The 16250-nt window shown below is 73.5% G+C and carries 14 protein-coding genes; 9 read left to right on the forward strand and 5 right to left on the reverse strand.

The window, feature by feature from the left end:
• Positions 1-3: 3 nt before the first annotated feature.
• Together OG702_RS29665 and OG702_RS29670 are read left to right on the forward strand one after the other, a co-directional pair.
• A complete protein-coding gene (locus OG702_RS29665) occupies positions 4-1518 on the forward strand; it encodes an MFS transporter (RefSeq protein WP_327292011.1) in 1515 nt (504 codons plus the stop codon).
• 532 nt (positions 1519-2050) lie between these two features.
• Positions 2051-3220, forward strand: coding sequence for a methyltransferase (locus OG702_RS29670; protein WP_327292012.1), 1170 nt, complete (start codon positions 2051-2053; stop codon positions 3218-3220).
• Positions 3221-3246: 26 nt separating this feature from the next.
• Here OG702_RS29670 and OG702_RS29675 read toward each other — a convergent pair whose 3' ends face one another.
• Entirely contained in the window at positions 3247-3693 is a 447-nt protein-coding gene (locus OG702_RS29675) for an SRPBCC family protein (protein ID WP_327292013.1), read from the reverse strand.
• 218 nt (positions 3694-3911) lie between these two features.
• The gene (locus OG702_RS29680) at positions 3912-4502 is read right to left on the reverse strand and encodes a TetR/AcrR family transcriptional regulator (protein ID WP_327292014.1); all 591 of its coding nucleotides are present in this window, start codon (positions 4500-4502) and stop codon (positions 3912-3914) included.
• Between the two features lie 71 nt (positions 4503-4573).
• On the opposite strand from OG702_RS29680, the gene OG702_RS29685 reads away from it, so the two are divergent.
• Positions 4574-5290 (forward strand): class I SAM-dependent methyltransferase, encoded by a 717-nt coding sequence (locus tag OG702_RS29685; RefSeq protein ID WP_327292015.1) that lies wholly within the window; start codon positions 4574-4576, stop codon positions 5288-5290.
• Here the strand turns inward: OG702_RS29685 and OG702_RS29690 are convergent.
• Both OG702_RS29690 and OG702_RS29695 read right to left on the reverse strand, forming a co-directional pair.
• Entirely contained in the window at positions 5283-6491 is a 1209-nt protein-coding gene (locus OG702_RS29690) for a low temperature requirement protein A (RefSeq protein ID WP_327292016.1), read from the reverse strand. The two genes, OG702_RS29685 and OG702_RS29690, sit on opposite strands and share 8 nt — an antisense overlap.
• A gap of 123 nt (positions 6492-6614) precedes the next feature.
• Positions 6615-7058, reverse strand: a complete 444-nt coding sequence (locus OG702_RS29695) for a DUF6884 domain-containing protein (RefSeq protein ID WP_327292017.1) — start codon at positions 7056-7058, stop codon at positions 6615-6617.
• Between OG702_RS29695 and OG702_RS29700 the strand changes: the two genes are divergently transcribed.
• Positions 7057-10137 (forward strand): multifunctional oxoglutarate decarboxylase/oxoglutarate dehydrogenase thiamine pyrophosphate-binding subunit/dihydrolipoyllysine-residue succinyltransferase subunit, encoded by a 3081-nt coding sequence (locus OG702_RS29700; protein ID WP_442814577.1) that lies wholly within the window; start codon positions 7057-7059, stop codon positions 10135-10137. The two genes, OG702_RS29695 and OG702_RS29700, sit on opposite strands and share 2 nt — an antisense overlap.
• Before the next feature lie 39 nt (positions 10138-10176).
• Here the strand turns inward: OG702_RS29700 and OG702_RS29705 are convergent, their stop codons facing one another.
• The gene (locus OG702_RS29705; protein WP_327292018.1) at positions 10177-11232 is read right to left on the reverse strand and encodes a GlxA family transcriptional regulator; all 1056 of its coding nucleotides are present in this window, start codon (positions 11230-11232) and stop codon (positions 10177-10179) included.
• Between the two features lie 81 nt (positions 11233-11313).
• Between OG702_RS29705 and OG702_RS29710 the strand changes: the two genes are divergently transcribed.
• From OG702_RS29710 to OG702_RS29730, 5 genes are all read left to right on the forward strand, one after another.
• Positions 11314-11769, forward strand: a complete 456-nt coding sequence (locus tag OG702_RS29710) for a winged helix-turn-helix transcriptional regulator (protein ID WP_327292019.1) — start codon at positions 11314-11316, stop codon at positions 11767-11769.
• Between the two features lie 81 nt (positions 11770-11850).
• Complete coding sequence (gene argC / locus OG702_RS29715; protein ID WP_327292020.1) at positions 11851-12879, forward strand: N-acetyl-gamma-glutamyl-phosphate reductase; 1029 nt, start codon at positions 11851-11853, stop codon at positions 12877-12879.
• The gene (argJ, locus tag OG702_RS29720) at positions 12876-14030 is read left to right on the forward strand and encodes a bifunctional glutamate N-acetyltransferase/amino-acid acetyltransferase ArgJ (protein WP_327292021.1); all 1155 of its coding nucleotides are present in this window, start codon (positions 12876-12878) and stop codon (positions 14028-14030) included. The genes argC and argJ overlap by 4 nt, the downstream gene beginning before the upstream one ends.
• The gene (gene argB / locus OG702_RS29725; protein WP_327292022.1) at positions 14027-14974 is read left to right on the forward strand and encodes an acetylglutamate kinase; all 948 of its coding nucleotides are present in this window, start codon (positions 14027-14029) and stop codon (positions 14972-14974) included. The genes argJ and argB overlap by 4 nt, the downstream gene beginning before the upstream one ends.
• On the forward strand, positions 14971-16194 hold the full coding sequence (locus OG702_RS29730; RefSeq protein ID WP_327292023.1) for an acetylornithine transaminase: 1224 nt from the start codon (positions 14971-14973) through the stop codon (positions 16192-16194). Before argB ends, OG702_RS29730 begins: the two co-directional genes overlap by 4 nt.
• The last annotated feature ends 56 nt before the right edge of the window (positions 16195-16250 follow it).

Genomic DNA, 16250 nt, shown 5'->3' on the forward strand with positions numbered 1-16250 from the left:
GACATGAGCAACCTTCGAGAACCACAGGACATCTCTGACGGCCACACCGGCGGCAACCCCATGCGCTGGAAGGCCCTGGCCGTGCTCACCGCGGTGCAGTTCATGCTCATGCTGGACGTCACCGTGGTGAACATCGCGCTCCCCAACATCCAGGACGACCTCAACTTCTCCACCGAGGGCCTCGCCTGGGTGGTCAACGGCTACCTGCTGACCGCCGCCGGGTTCCTGCTGCTGGGCGGGCGCATCGCCGACCTGCTCGGCCGCCGCCGGGTCTTCATCGCGGGCCTGCTGGTCTTCGGTGTCTCCTCGGTCGTCTGCGGCGCCGCGAACACCTCCGGCCTGCTGGTCACCGGCCGGTTCCTCCAGGGATTCGGTGAGGCGCTAGCGGGACCGGCCGCGCTCGGCCTCATCGCCGTGCTGTTCACCGACAGCAAGGAGCGGGGCAAGGCCCTGGGGATCTGGGGCGGGATGGCGGCGCTCGGCGGGGCCGTCGGCTCGGTCGTCGGCGGTCTGGTGACCGACTACATCGACTGGCGCTGGATCTTCTACATCAACGTGCCCGTCGTGCTGCTGGCACTGGTGCTGATTCCGCGCCTGATGTCGGAGAGCCGGATGGCCCGCCGCGAGAGCCAGCAGCTTGACCTGGTCGGGGCGTTCACGATCACCGGCGGGCTGACGGCGGCCGTGTACGGCCTGCTGGAGGCGGCCGACAAGCCGTGGGGGTCCTCGCGGGTGCTGCTGCCGCTGCTCGGCGGCGTCGCCCTGCTGGCCGTCACGGTCGTGTGGGAGGCGCGGGCACCCGAACCGCTGATCCCGCTGCGGTTCTTCAGGAACCGCACGCGGGTGACGAGCAACGTCGTCAGCATGATGTCGTTCGCGTCGTTCTACACCTACGCCTTCGTGGCGACCCTGTATCTCCAGCACGTGCTGCACTACTCGCCGATCAAGACGGGTCTGGCCTACATCCCGCTCACCCTCGCCACGGGTGTCGGCATGGGCCTGTCCACCGCGCTGATGCCCCGTATCGGCGTCAAACCCCTCGTGGTGGTGGCCTTCTTCGGCAGCGCCCTGGGGCAGTTCATCGCCGCCAGCGGCTTCGCCCCCCATGCCAGTTACGTGGGCGGGGTCATGCCGGGCCTCATCGTGTTCGCGTTCTTCAACGGCATGGGCTTCCCCGTCCTGATCAACGGCGGCCTGCACGAGGTCACCGGGCAGGACTCGGGGCTGGCCTCGGGTGTGCAGACCTCGATGCAGCAGATCGGTGCGGCCCTGGGCCTCGCGGTCCTGGTGCCGATCGCCCTGCGCTACGTCAACGACCACGCGGCGGACGGCAACCTCCCTGCGGTCACGTCCGACGCGTACACGCTGGTGCTGCGCGTCTCGGCCGGCGTACTGGCCGCCGCGGGTCTGCTGGCACTCTTCCTGCTCGGGAAGGTGAACGCCAAACCGCGGGACATCCATGCGGAGGCCGCCGGCGCGCTGGCGGAGACACCCGCCCCCGCGACCACCGGCAGCTGACCGGGGCCCGACCCCTGGAGCACGCCCGACGCGCCACCCCGACCTGGTCGGGGATGGCGCGTCGGGCTGTGCGGCGCCCTGCCGGGCCGACGGGTCGTGCTCGTACGTGGCCCCGTTGGCCGGGGAGCCTGAACCACCGCCGCCGGACGCCGGGGTCGGTGGTTCAGGCTCCCCGGGAGGCACCGAGAGGTGCAGTGCCACCCGGAACGTGTCGTGCAGCACCCCGCCGGGAGGCGGCTCCGGCGCGGTGCCGCCGGCCTGCTGCGTCGTACGGTCTCGGTCCTCGGTCGTGACGGTGTCTCCCTGTCGGCAAGTTACGATCAGTAAGAAACGGCCTGGTCCCACCGCGCCGACTTCGACGCGGAAGGCCGGCGATGAGCGCGTCCGGGCGACCGCTGCCGCCGCGAGACGCCGCTGCTCGCCGCCGGCATCGAACGCCACGCCCCCGCGCGGGCGCAGGCCTGATCGGCGGGTCGGGCAGGTCGGGCGGGCGGATCGGTGGGGCCTGGACAGGGCCTAGGCTTGAGGGATCATGCACCGATTCAGTACGCCGTGGGGCGACCTCGATCTGACCCGTTACCCGGCGGAGCCCCGCGAGCAGTTGCGGGCGTGGGACGCGGCGGACGACTACCTGCTGCGGCACGTGGCCGAGACCGCGCCGGCCGGGGGCGCGACCGGGGGCGGTACGACCGTGCTGCTCGGCGACCGCTGGGGCGCGCTGGCGACCGCGCTCGCGGACCGGCACCCGGTGCAGATCTCCGACTCCTTCCTCGGTCAGCAGGCGACCCGGGCGAATCTGCGCAGGATCGGCGCCGAGGACCAGGTGCGGCTGCTGTCGCCGCGGGAGGGCGTACCGGAACGCGTCGACCTGCTGCTGGTCCGGGTGCCCAGGAGCCTGGCGCTGCTCGAGGACCAGCTGCACGCGATCGCCCCCGCCGTGCACCGGGACACCGTCGTGGTCGGCGCCGGCATGGTCACCGAGATCCACACCTCCACGCTTGCGCTGTTCGAGCGGATCCTCGGGCCGACGGTGACCTCGCTCGCGGTCCGCAAGGCCCGGCTGATCCTGTGCACGCCCGACCCCGGCCTGCCCCGCACTCCCGGTCCCTGGCCGCTGCGTTACGCGCTGCCGGACGGCATCGGCCCGATGTCGGGGCGTACGGTCACCAACCACGCCGGCGTCTTCTGCGCCGACCGGCTCGACGTCGGCACCAGGCTGCTGCTCGCCCAGCTGCCCCGGCGGCAGGGACCCGACCGGGTGATCGACCTGGGCTGCGGCAACGGTGTCGTCGGTACGGCGGCGGCGGTCGCCAACCCGGCGTCCCACCTGGTCTTCACCGACGAGTCGCACCAGGCGGTCGCGTCGGCCGAGGCGACCTTCCGGGACAACGCGGATCCGGCCACGGCCGTGGAGTTCCTGGTCGCCGACGCCGCGGCGGGCGTGCCCGCGGGCAGCGCCGACCTCGTACTGAACAACCCGCCCTTCCACTCCCACCGGGCCACCAGCGACAGCAGCGCGCGCCGGATGTTCGCCACCGCGCGGGCCGCGCTGCGCCCCGGCGGCGAACTGTGGGTGGTGGGCAACCGCCACCTGGGCTATCACGTGCGGCTGCGGCGGCTGTTCGGCAACTGCGAGGTGGTGGCGTCGGACCCGAAGTTCGTGGTGCTGCGCGCGGTCAGGCGACCGCCCCGGGCGCACTGATCTGCGCGGGGCGGCCGGACGCCGGGTCAGCCGGCTTCGACGGCCGCCTTGATCCGGCCGGCGAAGGCCGGTGCGTCCCGGCGGGCGCCCATCAGGGCCAGGCCCACCAGGAGCTTGCCGACGCCGTGGCCCTCAAGGAGGTTGAAGATCGTGACCCGCGTGCCGCCGCTGGGCAGCGACTCCAGGTCGTAACCGCCCTCCCGCGAGGTCACGGTGTTCCTGGACAGCTCCGTCCAGCGGATCCTGGTCGGGTGCTGGAACTCGGTGATCCGGAACTCGCGCTTGGTGGTCATGCCGGCGTCCTTGACGGTGCTCGCGTAGACCGTGCCGACGGCGGTGGGGCCGTCGGTGGTCTTGGTGATCTCCTGCACCCGCGGGCTGAACTTCGGGTCGTTGGTGCCGTCGGCGAGGAAGGCGAAAACCTCCTCGATGGGGCGGTCGATCACGGCTGTTCCCTCGAACTTGCCGGCCATGGCTCCTCCTGTGCGGGAAGTACGCGTGCGCGCATCGTCGCAGAACCGAACGGCCGCCGGTGGCCGCCACGCGAGAAGGGCGGCCGCTTCCGGGCGCCGGTTCCTCCGGTCGGCGGTCATACCGGCGGATCGCGCCGCACGCGCCGCCCGCCACCGGAGGACGCGCCGCCCGCCACCGGAGGACGCGCCGCCCGCCACCGGAGGACGGCGCCGCCCCGCTACCGCAGGACGCCGACGAGGACCGTGCTGACGACCGTACGGATCTCCGCCGCCTCCGGCGCGGTGCCAGGCGGGCGGCCTGCGAAGATCAGATGGCCGGTGCCGATCAGCATCAGCGCCAGCGTGTCGATGTCGGCGTCCGGCGCCAGGCGGCCGAGGTCGCGCTCGGCGCCGAGGTAGGCGGTGATCATGGCGGTGGCCTCGGAGAGCACCGGCACCCCGGTGCTGCCGGCGGCGCGCAGCCTGGCGCGCAGGCCGTCGCGGGCGGTCACCAGGCCGACGATCGCCACCGCGATCGAGCAGAAGAGCATGGTCAGCGCGTCGGCGAGGTTCGCCGCCACGGTGCCGCTCCCGGCGGATCCGCGCAGCGCGGCCGCCTGCTGCCCGACCCGGGCGATCCGGTCCCTGACGAGGTCGGCGAGGAAGGCGTCGAAGTCCGCGAAGTGCCGGTGCAGCACACCCTTGGCGACGCCGGCCTCGGCGGTGACGGCCCGGCTGGTCAGCGCGTTCTGCCCGTCCCTGAGGAGGATGCGCTCCGCCGCGTCGAACAGTTGCTCGCGCACGTCGCGCAGCGCCACACCTGTCGGCACCCCGGGTCCGCCTCTCGTCCGGCCAGGCCCACCGGTTGACGAGTGGGCATGCGCCCACTCATAGTGGGCGCATGCCCACCTTACCGTTCGCCGGCACCGAGCCGCCGCACCGCCAGCGCGCCACCGCCGAGTCCTTCGGCTCGGACACCGAGCGCTACGAGCGGGCCCGCCCCGGCTGCCGGGTGCTCGGGGTGGACCCCGACCCGCGGATGGCCGAGGCGGCCCGCGGCAGCGCGTTCGACACCGAGGTGGCGGCCTTCGAGACGTGGGACCCGGCAGGCCGCCGCTTCGACGCGGTCGTCGCCGGCCAGGCCTGGCACTGGGTGGACGCGGCCGCCGGAGCGGCGCTGGCCGCACGGGTGCTGCGGCCGGGCGGCCTGCTCGCCCCGTTCTGGAACGTGGCCTGCATGCCGGACAGCCTGGCCGAGGCCGTCCGCGCGGTCTACGCCCGCGTGCTGCCCGAGATGCCGGTCTACCGTCGGCTTACGCCCGGCCTCGACGCGTACACGCCGATCCTGGCCACCGCGGCCGACGGCATCCGGCAGGCGGGCGCCTTCGCCGAGCCCGAGCAGTGGCGCTTCGACTGGCAGCGCCACTACACCCGCGACGAGTGGCTGGACCAGGTGCCCACCCACGGCGGCCACAGCCTGATCCCGCCGGCCACGCTGGCGGCGCTGCTCGCGGGCGTCGGCGAGGCTGTCGACGCGGTGGGCGGCGGCTTCACGATGGACTACGCCGCCGTCGTGCTCGCGGCGACCCGCCTCCCGGCGTCCGGGCCGGTCAGATAGCGGCCGTGGCCGCCCGGCGCGCGGCCAGCCTTACGCCGACCGCGACCGTGGCCGCCGAGACGGCGCCGGCCAGTGGGACCGCCAGATGGCCGGCCAGCGTGCAGAGCAGCACCGCCGCCGCGCCGGCCGGCAGCACCAGGTGCTCCGCGGGCCCGCGCTTGAAAGGCCGGGTGTGCACCGCCCACACCGTGAACAGGAAGACGGCCGTGGGCGCGGTGACGCAGGCGGCCGCGGCACGCGCGGACAGCTCGGTGTGACGCGTGACCTGCTCCACCGCGACCTCGATGCCGGCACCGATCGCGGCAGCCGAGCCCAGCACGGCGTAGTGGCTGTAGCCCCACTGGAACGCCTGCCTGTTGGAGGTCAGGTACTCGTGGATGGGCACGGCGAAATAGCTCCAGAAGGCGGCGAAGACGATGAGCAGGCCACCGGCCGCGATGGGCAGCAGCAGATCGAGCGCCGCCGACTCGTCGAACGCGGACTGGACGGCGAGCGTGGCCGCCGAGATCGTCTCGCCGAGCACGATGAGGGTGAACAGGCCGTACCGCTCCGCGATGTGCTCCGGATGCCAGGACGTCCCGTGGCCGTGTTCCGCCACGGCGGGCACGGCGAGCTCGGCGGCGACCAGGACGAGGAACCCGCCGGTCCGCAGCGAACCGGGCAGCAGCAGCAGGCCCACCCAGCCGAACTCCACCAGGACCAGACCGGCCACGTAGCGCAGTGCGACCCGGCGCCCCGCCCCGCTCTCTCCGCACGCGGCCCGCAGCCACTGGCCGGTCAGCGCGAGCCGCATGATGAGGTACCCCGCGACGGCGACGCCGTAGTCGGCGTCGTCGAAGGCGCGCGGCACGCCGGCCGCCAGCACCAGGACGCCGGACATCTGCACCAGGGTCGCGATCCGGTAGGGGATGTCGTCGGTGTCGTACGCCGACGCGAACCAGGTGAAGTTCATCCAGGCCCACCAGACGGCGAAGAAGATCAGCAGGTAGCCGCTGATCCCGTGCCCGGGACGCCCCTCCACGAGCGCGTGCACCAGCCGCGTCCCCGCCTGGGCGACCGCGACCACGAAGCACAGGTCGAACAGCAGCTCCAGCGGCGTCGAGGCCCGGTGCGGCTCGGACCTGCTGCGCGCCCGCATCCGTACCCGGGTGACGACCTCCCTGCCGTGACCTGCTCCCGTCGGGGTGGTCGTCTCGTCCATCGGTGTGCCCGCTCCTTCGCGTCAGCACCGGCCCGCGCCCAGCACGCGACCCCGGCGTCGCAGGTGATTCTCGCCGAGATCAACGCGGGCGTCCGGCCTCCGCGGGGGAAGGTCCCGCCGCGGTCAGCCCGCGGTGCGCGCCATCACCGCGAGCCGGGCGACCTGCTCGCCCATGCCGCGTGTCCCGCTCAGCGGGGTCCTGGCGTGCGGCCACACGGCCCGGGCGAGCGCGACATGGCGGGCGCCGCCGAGGAGCACGACGGGGTCGAGGTCGGCGATTCCGCGTTCGGCGGCCTGTGCGCGGAGGATCGCGGCGGTCACCGCGCCCTCGGCGCCGTGCGGCGTGTCGTACGGCTCGATCTCCTCGTCGAGGCCGAGCAGGCCGTAGCGGGCGGACAGGATCAGCAGCCGGTCGGGGCGCAGCGCCTCGGCTGCCCGGCGGCACGCGCGATGGTAGGAGCCGGTGTACATCTCCCCGGCACGTGCGCGGTGGTCCAGCTTGCGCGCGCCGCACGGGACGACGATCAGTTCCGCGGCGGCGCAGTCGGCGTAGTCGTTCGCAGCCATGCAGGGCCCCTTCCGGATTTCCGGGTGCGGTCGGCGCCGCACCCCTGTCGGCAGGGGGAACGCGGCGCGGGGCGGCACCGGTGGCCGGGCGCGAGGACATCGGACCCTCACATCAGGACATGCCACCCGCCCCACGGACGATGTCCTGATCTGCCGCATCCCCGGCACGGCCGCGCCGCCCGCCGGCTCGGGGGCCGACGTAGCCTCGAAGACGCTGACGAGGTCGACGGTCCTCAGCGCCGCGGGCCGCCCCGGATCAGGCGACGGCTGGCTGGCCACGCCGTCCGCGACGGTCTCCGCAAGAGGAAAGAAGGCGTTCCGCGCCGTGTTGTCACCATCAGACAGTGCTCCCTCCGTCCCGTATCTCGGGGAATTCGGTATCAACGAGTGGTTCGTCGACGAATTCCGGGAGCAGTACCTCCGCGACCCCGACTCCGTCGATCCGGTGTGGCAGGCGTACTTCAAGGCCGCCGCGACGACACCCGGCGAGGCGCCAGGGCGGGAGCCGGGCGATGGCGGGGCGGCCGGTGACGGGGACTCCGACGTCGTGGCGAAGGCGGTGCGGGTCGCGGCGCTGATCCACGCCTACCGCGTCCGCGGGCACCTGGCGGCGGCGACCAATCCCCTCGCGGCGGAACCGTCGTCCGGCCATCCGGACCTGGAGCCGTCGGGCCACGGCCTGGTCGCCGCGGACGCCGCGCGGGAATTCCCCGTCAACGGCTTCGCCGGACGGCAGACCATGACGCTGGGCGAGGTGCGCGACGCGCTCCGGGCGGCGTACTGCGGCACCACGGGCATCGAGTACATGCACATCCAGGACCCGCAGGAGCGGCTGTGGATCCAGCAGCGCGCGGAGGGGCCGCAGCCGCGGCCGGTACGCGCCGAGCAGTTGCGGATCCTGCACCGGCTGGGCGCCGCCGAGGCGTTCGAGACGTTCCTGCACACCAAGTACGTCGGGCAGAAGCGGTATTCGCTGGAAGGCGGGGAGTCCGCGATCGTCCTGCTGGACGCGCTGCTGTCCGGCGCCGCCCGCCTCGGCACGCGCGAGGTGGTCATCGGGATGGCGCACCGGGGGCGGCTGAACGTGCTGGCGAACATCGTGGGCAAGCCGTACGCGCAGATCTTCGACGAGTTCGAGGACGCGGTCGACATCCGCTCCGCCCAGGGCTCCGGCGACGTGAAGTACCACCTGGGTTCCGCCGGCACCTTCCACACCGCGGACGGCCGCACCGTCGCCGTCTCCGTCATGGCCAACCCCTCGCACCTGGAGATCGTGGGCCCGGTGGCGCAGGGCGTCGTGCGGGGCCGCCAGGACGCCGCGGCGGACGGGCCCGGGCCCTCCTCGGTGCTGCCGGTCGTGGTGCACGGCGACGCCGCCTTCGCCGGGCAGGGAGTGGTCGCCGAGACGCTGAACATGTCGCAGTTGGCCGGTTACCGCACCGGCGGCACGGTCCACGTGGTGATCAACAACCAGCTCGGCTTCACCACCGCGCCGGCCGGCGCCCGGTCGAGCATGTACGCCACTGACGTCGCGCGGATGGTCGAGGCACCGATCCTGCACGTCAACGGCGACGACCCGGAGGCGGTCGCCCGGGTGGCGCAGCTGGCCTTCGACTACCGTCTGGCCTTCCACAAGGACGTCGTCGTCGACCTGGTCTGCTACCGGCGCCACGGGCACAGCGAGGTCGACGACCCGTCGATCACCCAGCCGGACATGTACGACCGCATCGCCGAGCGGCCCTCGGTGCGGAAGCTGTACGTCCAGGCGCTGCTCGGCGCCGGCGTCATCGACGAGCAGCAGGTCGAACGCGCCCGGCGCGACTACCGCGACCAGCTCGACCGGGCCTTCGCCGAGACCGCGGGGACCGCCGCGCCCCGCGGCGGGCCGCAGCCGGGCCCCGCCGCCGCGGACCCCGCGTCCCGGACGGCGGCGACAGCGGTCGGCGAGGCGACGCTGCGGCGGGTGCTTGCCACCCAGACCGACCTGCCGCCGGACTTCACCGCGCACCCGCGCGTGCTGCCGCAGCTGCAGCGGCGCACGGCCATGCTGGACGCGGGGAACGTCGACTGGGCCACCGCGGAGGCACTCGCCGTCGGCTCGCTGCTGCTGGACGGCGTCCCGGTGCGGCTGGCCGGCCAGGACTCCCGCCGGGGCACCTTCGGCCAGCGGCACGCCGTCCTCACCGACCGCCGCACCGGCCAGGAGCACACCCCGCTCAACACCCTCGGCCCGGGCGCGGCCCGCTTCACGCCGTACGACTCGCAGCTGTCCGAACTCGCCGTGCTCGCCTTCGAGTACGGCTACTCGCTGGCCCGGCCGGAGGGCCTGGTGCTGTGGGAGGCGCAGTTCGGCGACTTCGCCAACGGCGCCCAGATGGTCGTCGACGAGTACGTCTCCTCCTCGGAGCAGAAGTGGGGGCAGCGCTCCGGCGTCACGCTGCTGCTGCCGCACGGCCTGGAAGGGCAGGGGCCAGACCACTCCTCCGGCCGCCTGGAGCGCTTCCTGCAGCTGTGCGCGAACGACAACATGACGGTGGCCAACCCCTCGCTGCCGGGCAACTACTTCCACCTGCTGCGGGGTCAGGGCCTGGCACGGCGGTCCGGGCCGCTGGTGGTCTTCACGCCGAAGTCCATGCTGCGGCTGAAGGCCGCGGTCTCGGGCCTGGCGGAGTTCACCGGCGGTTCCTTCCGTCCGGTGATCCCCGACGCGGCGCGGGACCGCGGCAGGACCGAGCGGGTGCTGCTCTGCTCGGGCAAGGTCTTCTACGACCTGGACGCCCACCGCCGCGCCGCCGGGGAGGACGGGACCGCAATCGTCCGCCTGGAGCAGCTGTATCCCTTCCCCGCCGACGAACTGCGGGCCGAACTGGCGGCGTACCCGTCGGGTGTCGAGGTGCGCTGGGTGCAGGAGGAACCGGCCAACCAGGGTGCCTGGACCTTCGCCGGGCCGAGGGTCGCCGAGCTGCTCGCCGCCCCGGTGGGCTGTGTGAGCCGCCCCGCGGCCTCCGCGCCCGCGGTCGGGTCCGCCCGCCGCCACGCGGCGGAACAGCAGGACCTCGTCCGCCGGGCCTTCGCCTGACAGCGCGGCCGGGGCGGCCCAGCCGCCCCGGCCCGCGGGTCAGCCGCGCCGCGGGGCGGGTACGGTCCCGGCCCGGCGGGCGCCGGCGGGCGGGTCGAAGGGCGCCGCGTGCGTCACCCCGGTGCTGTGGAAGCGCGCGCGGAACGCCCCCGGCGTGACCATGAGGTTGCGGACGAAGGCCCGGCGCAGCGACTCGGGGGAGCCGAAACCGGTACGCCGGGCGACCACCGCCATCGGGTCGTCGCCGGTCTCCAGCATCGTCTGCGCGGCCTCCAGCCGGACCTGTTCGACGTAGCGTGCCGGGGTCGTGCCCACCTCGTCGCCGAAGAGCCGGGCCACGTGGCGGGGGCTGACACCGGCCCTGCGGGCCATCGCGGACAGCGTGTGGTCGGCGCCGGGGTCCTCAGCGACGGCGTCGAGCACCCGGCGGAGCATCGCCTGGCGGGTGTGCGGGACCCGGGCGCGGACGCTGAACTGGGACTGCCCGCCGGGCCGCTGCATGAAGACGACCATGTCCTTGGCCACGGCCCTGGCCACCTCGGCGCCGTAGTGCTCCTCCACCAGTGCCAGCGAGAGGTCGATGCCGGCGCTGACGCCGGCCGAGGTCATCATCTTGCCGTCCCTGACGAAGAGGGCGTCAGCTTCGACCTCGACGGCGGGGAACCGCAGTGCGAGCTGCTCGGAGGTCCGCCAGTGGGTGGCGGCGCGCCGGCCGTCCAGCAGGCCGGCGGCGGCCAGCAGGAAGGCGCCGGTGCAGATGGAGGCGGTGCACCGGGAGTTCGCGTCGAGCTGCCGCACATGGTCGAGCAGCGTGTCGTCCCTGGTCAGCCGGTCCCAGCCCGGGCCGCCGGGGATCACCAGGACGTCACTGGTCTCGTGCAGGTCCGCGACGGGCAGGTCGACGCTGAGCCGGGTGCCCGCGGCGGTCGTCACCTCGTCGCCGTCGGCGGACACGATGATCGTCCGGTAGTTGCCGCCGAAGTCGTTCGCCGAGGCGAAGACCTCGATCGGGCCGGTCACGTCCAGCAGCCGCACGCCGGGGAAGACGAGAACCGCCACGAGACGTGCGCCGGGGCCGGTGGGTGGATGGTTCATCGATGCCTCCGGACCTGCCGTGCATGTCCCCGCCATGCTAGCCAGGGTCAGTTCGCAAAACAAACCGACTACACTGTCCCCATGACCGAGACCGGGACAGAACCGCGCGCCTGCCCCATCGCGGGCACCCTCGACCTGGTGGGGGAGCGCTGGTCGCTCCTGGTGCTGCGCGAGGTGTTCATGGGGGTCAGGCGGTACGCCGACATCCGTGCCAACACCGGGGCGCCGCGGGACGTCCTCACCAAGCGGCTGCGGTCGCTGGAGGCGGCGGGGATCCTGGAGCGCCGCCGCTACCAGGACCGTCCTGCGCGCTTCGACTACCACCTCACACCTGCCGGGCAGGCGCTGGAACCGGTGCTCATCGGGCTGCGGGAATGGGGTATGCGGTATCTGCGGGACCCGCCGCCCGCGCCCCGCTTCCTGCACACCTGCGGCGCCGACGTGGTCACCCGCGTCGTCTGCGCTGAGTGCGGCGAGCCGCTGGAGGGCGGCGGACTGGTGACCGTGCTGGAGGAGGCGGGCTCCGGGAGCGGGTGAGCCGGGCCGCCGCCGCGGATGCGGACCTTTGCATAAAAGTGCGGCTCGCCGTATAGTCATGCCGTCGACGAGGAGGGTTCGATGGCGGTGCGTGCGGCGGTTGCCGGGGCGAGCGGATATGCGGGCGGTGAGGTGCTGCGGCTGCTGGTCGGGCACCCCGGGGTCGAGATCGGGGCGCTGACCGCGAACTCCAGTGCCGGGCAGCGGCTCGGCGCGGTCCAGCCGCATCTGCTGCCGCTGGCCGACCGGGAACTCCAGGCCACCTCGGCCGAGGTGCTTGCCGGCCACGACGTGGTCTTCCTCGCGCTGCCGCACGGCCAGTCCGCGGCCGTGGCGCAGCAGCTGGGCGACGACGTGCTCGTGGTCGACATGGGCGCCGACTTCCGGCTTGAGGACGCGGCGGACTGGGAGCGCTTCTACGGCTCCCCGCACGCCGGCACCTGGCCCTACGGGCTGCCCGAACTGCCCGGCGCGCGCGCCGCCCTGGCCGGGACCCGGCGGATCGCGGTGCCCGGCTGCTACCCGACCGCCGTCTCGCTGGCGCTCGTACCCGCCTACGCCGCCGCACTCGCCGAGCACGAGGCGGTCGTGGTCGCCGCGTCCGGCACCTCGGGCGCCGGCAAGAGCGCCAAACCGCACCTGCTGGGCTCGGAAGTCATGGGGTCGATGACCCCGTACGGCGTCGGCGGCGGCCACCGGCACACCCCGGAGATGATCCAGAACCTCAGCGCCGCGGCCGGCGCGCGGGTCGGCGTCTCCTTCACCCCCACGCTCGCGCCGATGCCCCGCGGCATCCTCGCCACCTGCACCGCCAGGGCACGCCCCGGCGTCACCGCCGCCGACGTCCGTGCGGCCTACGAGAAGGCGTACGCCGACGAGCCGTTCGTCCACCTGCTGCCGGCGGGCCAGTGGCCCGCCACCGGGTCCGTCCACGGCTCCAACGCCGTCCACCTCCAGGTGGCGTACGACCAGGACGCGGGCCGGATCATCGCGATCAGCGCCATCGACAACCTGACCAAGGGCACCGCAGGCGGGGCGGTACAGAGCATGAACATCGCCCTCGGACTGCCCGAGACGACCGGGCTCACCACGATCGGAGTCGCCCCATGAGCGTGACCGCAGCGAAAGGATTCCAGGCGGCGGGCATCGCCGCCGGGATCAAGGCGAACGGCGGCCCGGACCTGGCCCTGGTGGTCAACTCGGGCCCGCGCCGGGCCGCCGCGGGCGTCTTCACCTCCAACCGGGTGAAGGCCGCACCCGTGCTGTGGTCGGAGCAGGTGCTCAAGGGCGGCGCGGTGACCGCCGTCGTCCTCAACTCCGGCGGCGCCAACGCCTGCACCGGACCGCAGGGCTTCCAGGACACCCACGCCACCGCCGAGAGGGCCGCCGAGGTGCTGGGCCACAGCGCGGGCGAGATCGCGGTGGCCTCCACCGGGCTGATCGGCGTGCTGCTGCCGATGGACAAGCTGCTGCCGGGTATCGGGAAGGCCGCGGCCGAGCTGTCCGAGCACGGCGGTGAGAAGGCCGCCATCGCCATCAAGACCACCGACACCGTGCACAAGACCGCGGTGGCGCAGGGCGCCGGCGGCTGGACCGTCGGGGGGATGGCCAAGGGCGCGGGCATGCTCGCCCCGGGCCTGGCCACCATGCTGGTGGTGCTCACCACCGACGCCGACGTGGACGACGCCACGCTGGACAAGGCGCTGCGGGACGCCACCCGGGTGACCTTCGACCGGGCCGACTCCGACGGCTGCATGTCGACCAACGACACCGTGCTGCTGCTGGCCTCCGGCGCGTCCGGCGTCACCCCCGGCCACGACGACTTCGCCGACGCGGTCCGCACCGTCTGCGCCGACCTGGCCAGGCAGCTGATCGGCGACGCGGAGGGCGCGAGCAAGGACATCAGGATCGAGGTCGTGGGAGCGGCCAGCGAGGAGGACGCGGTCGAGGTCGGCCGGTCGGTCGCCCGCAGCAACCTGCTCAAGTGCGCCATCCACGGCGAGGACCCCAACTGGGGACGGGTGCTGTCCGCCATCGGCACCACCTCGGCGGTCTTCGAGCCGGACCGGCTCGGCGTGGCCATCAACGGCGTGTGGGTGTGCAGGAACGGTTCGGTCGGCGAGGACCGCGACCTGGTCGATATGCGCTTCCGGGAGGTCGTGATCACCGCGGACCTGGCCGCGGGCGACGCGTCGGCGGTGATCTGGACCAACGACCTCACCGCCGACTACGTCCACGAGAACAGCGCGTACAGCTCATGACCGCGCGCAAGCACTCCGCCCTGCCCAAGGCGCAGGTGCTCATCGAGGCGCTGCCCTGGCTGACCCGGCACAACGGCCGGGTCGTGGTGATCAAGTTCGGCGGCAACGCCATGGTCGACGAGGACCTGAAGGCCGCCTTCGCCCAGGACGTGGTCTTCCTGCGGCAGGCCGGCCTCAAGCCGGTCGTCGTGCACGGCGGCGGACCGCAGATCAACGCGCAGCTCGACCGGCACGGCCTGGTCAGCGAGTTCAAGGCCGGCCTGCGGGTCACCACGCCCGAGGCGATGGACGTGGTCCGCATGGTGCTCGCCGGGCAGGTGCAGCGCGAGCTGGTCGGGCTGCTCAACCAGCACGGCCCGCTCGCGGTCGGCCTGACCGGCGAGGACGCCCGCACCATCAGCGCGGTCAAGCACTTCCCGACCATCGACGGCGAGGCCGTCGACATCGGCCGGGTCGGCGAGATCACCGCCATCGACACCGGCGCGATCGAGGCGCTGCTCGCCGACGGCCGTATCCCGGTGGTCTCCTCGATCGCCCGGGCCGCCGACGACGGGCACATCTACAACGTCAACGCCGACACCGCCGCGGCGGCGCTGGCCGCGGCCCTCGGCGCCGAGACGCTGATGGTGCTCACCGACGTCGAGGGGCTGTACGAGGACTGGCCGAACAGCGACGACGTGATCAGCCGGCTCACCGCCACCGAGCTGGAGGAGCTGCTGCCCGACCTGTCCAGCGGCATGGTCCCGAAGATGCGCGGCTGCCTGCACGCGGTACGCAACGGCGTGCACACCGCCCGGGTCATCGACGGCCGGGTCCAGCACGCGATCCTGCTGGAGATCTTCACCGACGAGGGCGTCGGCACCATGGTCGTCCCCGACGACCCGCGGCCGCCCGCGGCCGAACACCTACCCGGGCAGGCAACCGCAGAAGGGGCAGCACGGTGACCACCACCACCGACACCACCGACAGCACCGGGACCACCGGCAACCAGGCGCTGGCCGGCCGCTGGCAGGGCGCGCTCATGGACACCTACGGGCTGCCCCGGCTGCCCCTGGTGCGCGGCGACGGCGCGAGGTTCTGGGACGCCGAGGGCCGCGTCTACCTGGACTTCCTCGGCGGCATCGCCGTCAACGCGCTGGGCACCGCCCACCCGGCGGTGGTCGAGGCGGTGACCCGGCAGATCGGCACCCTCGGCCATGTCTCCAACCTCTTCATGGCCGAGCCGCCGATCGCGCTGGCCGAGCGCCTGCTGCAGCTGTTCGGCCGGCCGGGGCGGGTCTTCTTCGGCAACTCGGGGGCCGAGGCCAACGAGGCCGCCTTCAAGATCGGCCGGCTCACCGGGCGCGGCCGGATGGTCGCCACCGACGGCGCCTTCCACGGCCGGACGATGGGCGCGCTCGCGCTGACCGGCCAGCCGAAGAAGAAGGCGGCCTTCGCCCCGCTGCCCGGTGAGGTCACCCACGTGCCGTTCGGCGACACGGCGGCGCTGCGGGCTGCCGTCGACACCGACACCGCGCTGGTGATCGTCGAGCCGATCCAGGGCGAGAACGGCGTGATCGTGCCGCCGGCCGGCTATCTGCGGGCCGCCAGGGAGATCACCGCCGCCGCCGGCGCCCTACTGGTGCTCGACGAGGTGCAGACCGGCGTCGGCAGGACCGGTCACTGGTTCGAGTGCCTGGCCCAGGGCGTCGAGCCCGACGTGGTGACGCTGGCCAAGGGCCTGGGCGGCGGGCTGCCGATCGGCGCCACCGTCGCCTTCGGTCCCGCCGCCGACCTGCTCACCCCCGGTGCGCACGGGACGACCTTCGGCGGGAACCCGGTGGCGTGCGCCGCCGCGCTCGCCGTACTCGACACCATCGCGGCCGACGGGCTGCTCGACAACGTCAAGCGGCAGGGCGAGAAGCTGCGGGACGGGATCGAGGCGCTGCGGCACCCGCTGGTCGATCATGTGCGCGGCGCGGGCCTGCTGATCGGTATCGTGCTCACCGAGCCGCTGTCCGCACCGATCCAGCAGGCGGCTCAGGACGCCGGTCTCCTGGTGAACGCCGCCGTGCCCGACACGGTACGGCTCGCGCCGCCGCTCGTCGTCGGCGACGACGACACGGACACGTTCCTCCGGGTGCTCCCCGGCGTCCTTGACCAGGTGTGGCAGGCGAACCAGTAGAACCGGGCAGCCCGGGGCACCGCCGGAGTCCGGGGGACGGACGGAGAATGACGCGA

The organism is Streptomyces sp. NBC_01198 (assembly GCF_036010485.1).
GTDB lineage: Bacteria > Actinomycetota > Actinomycetes > Streptomycetales > Streptomycetaceae > Actinacidiphila.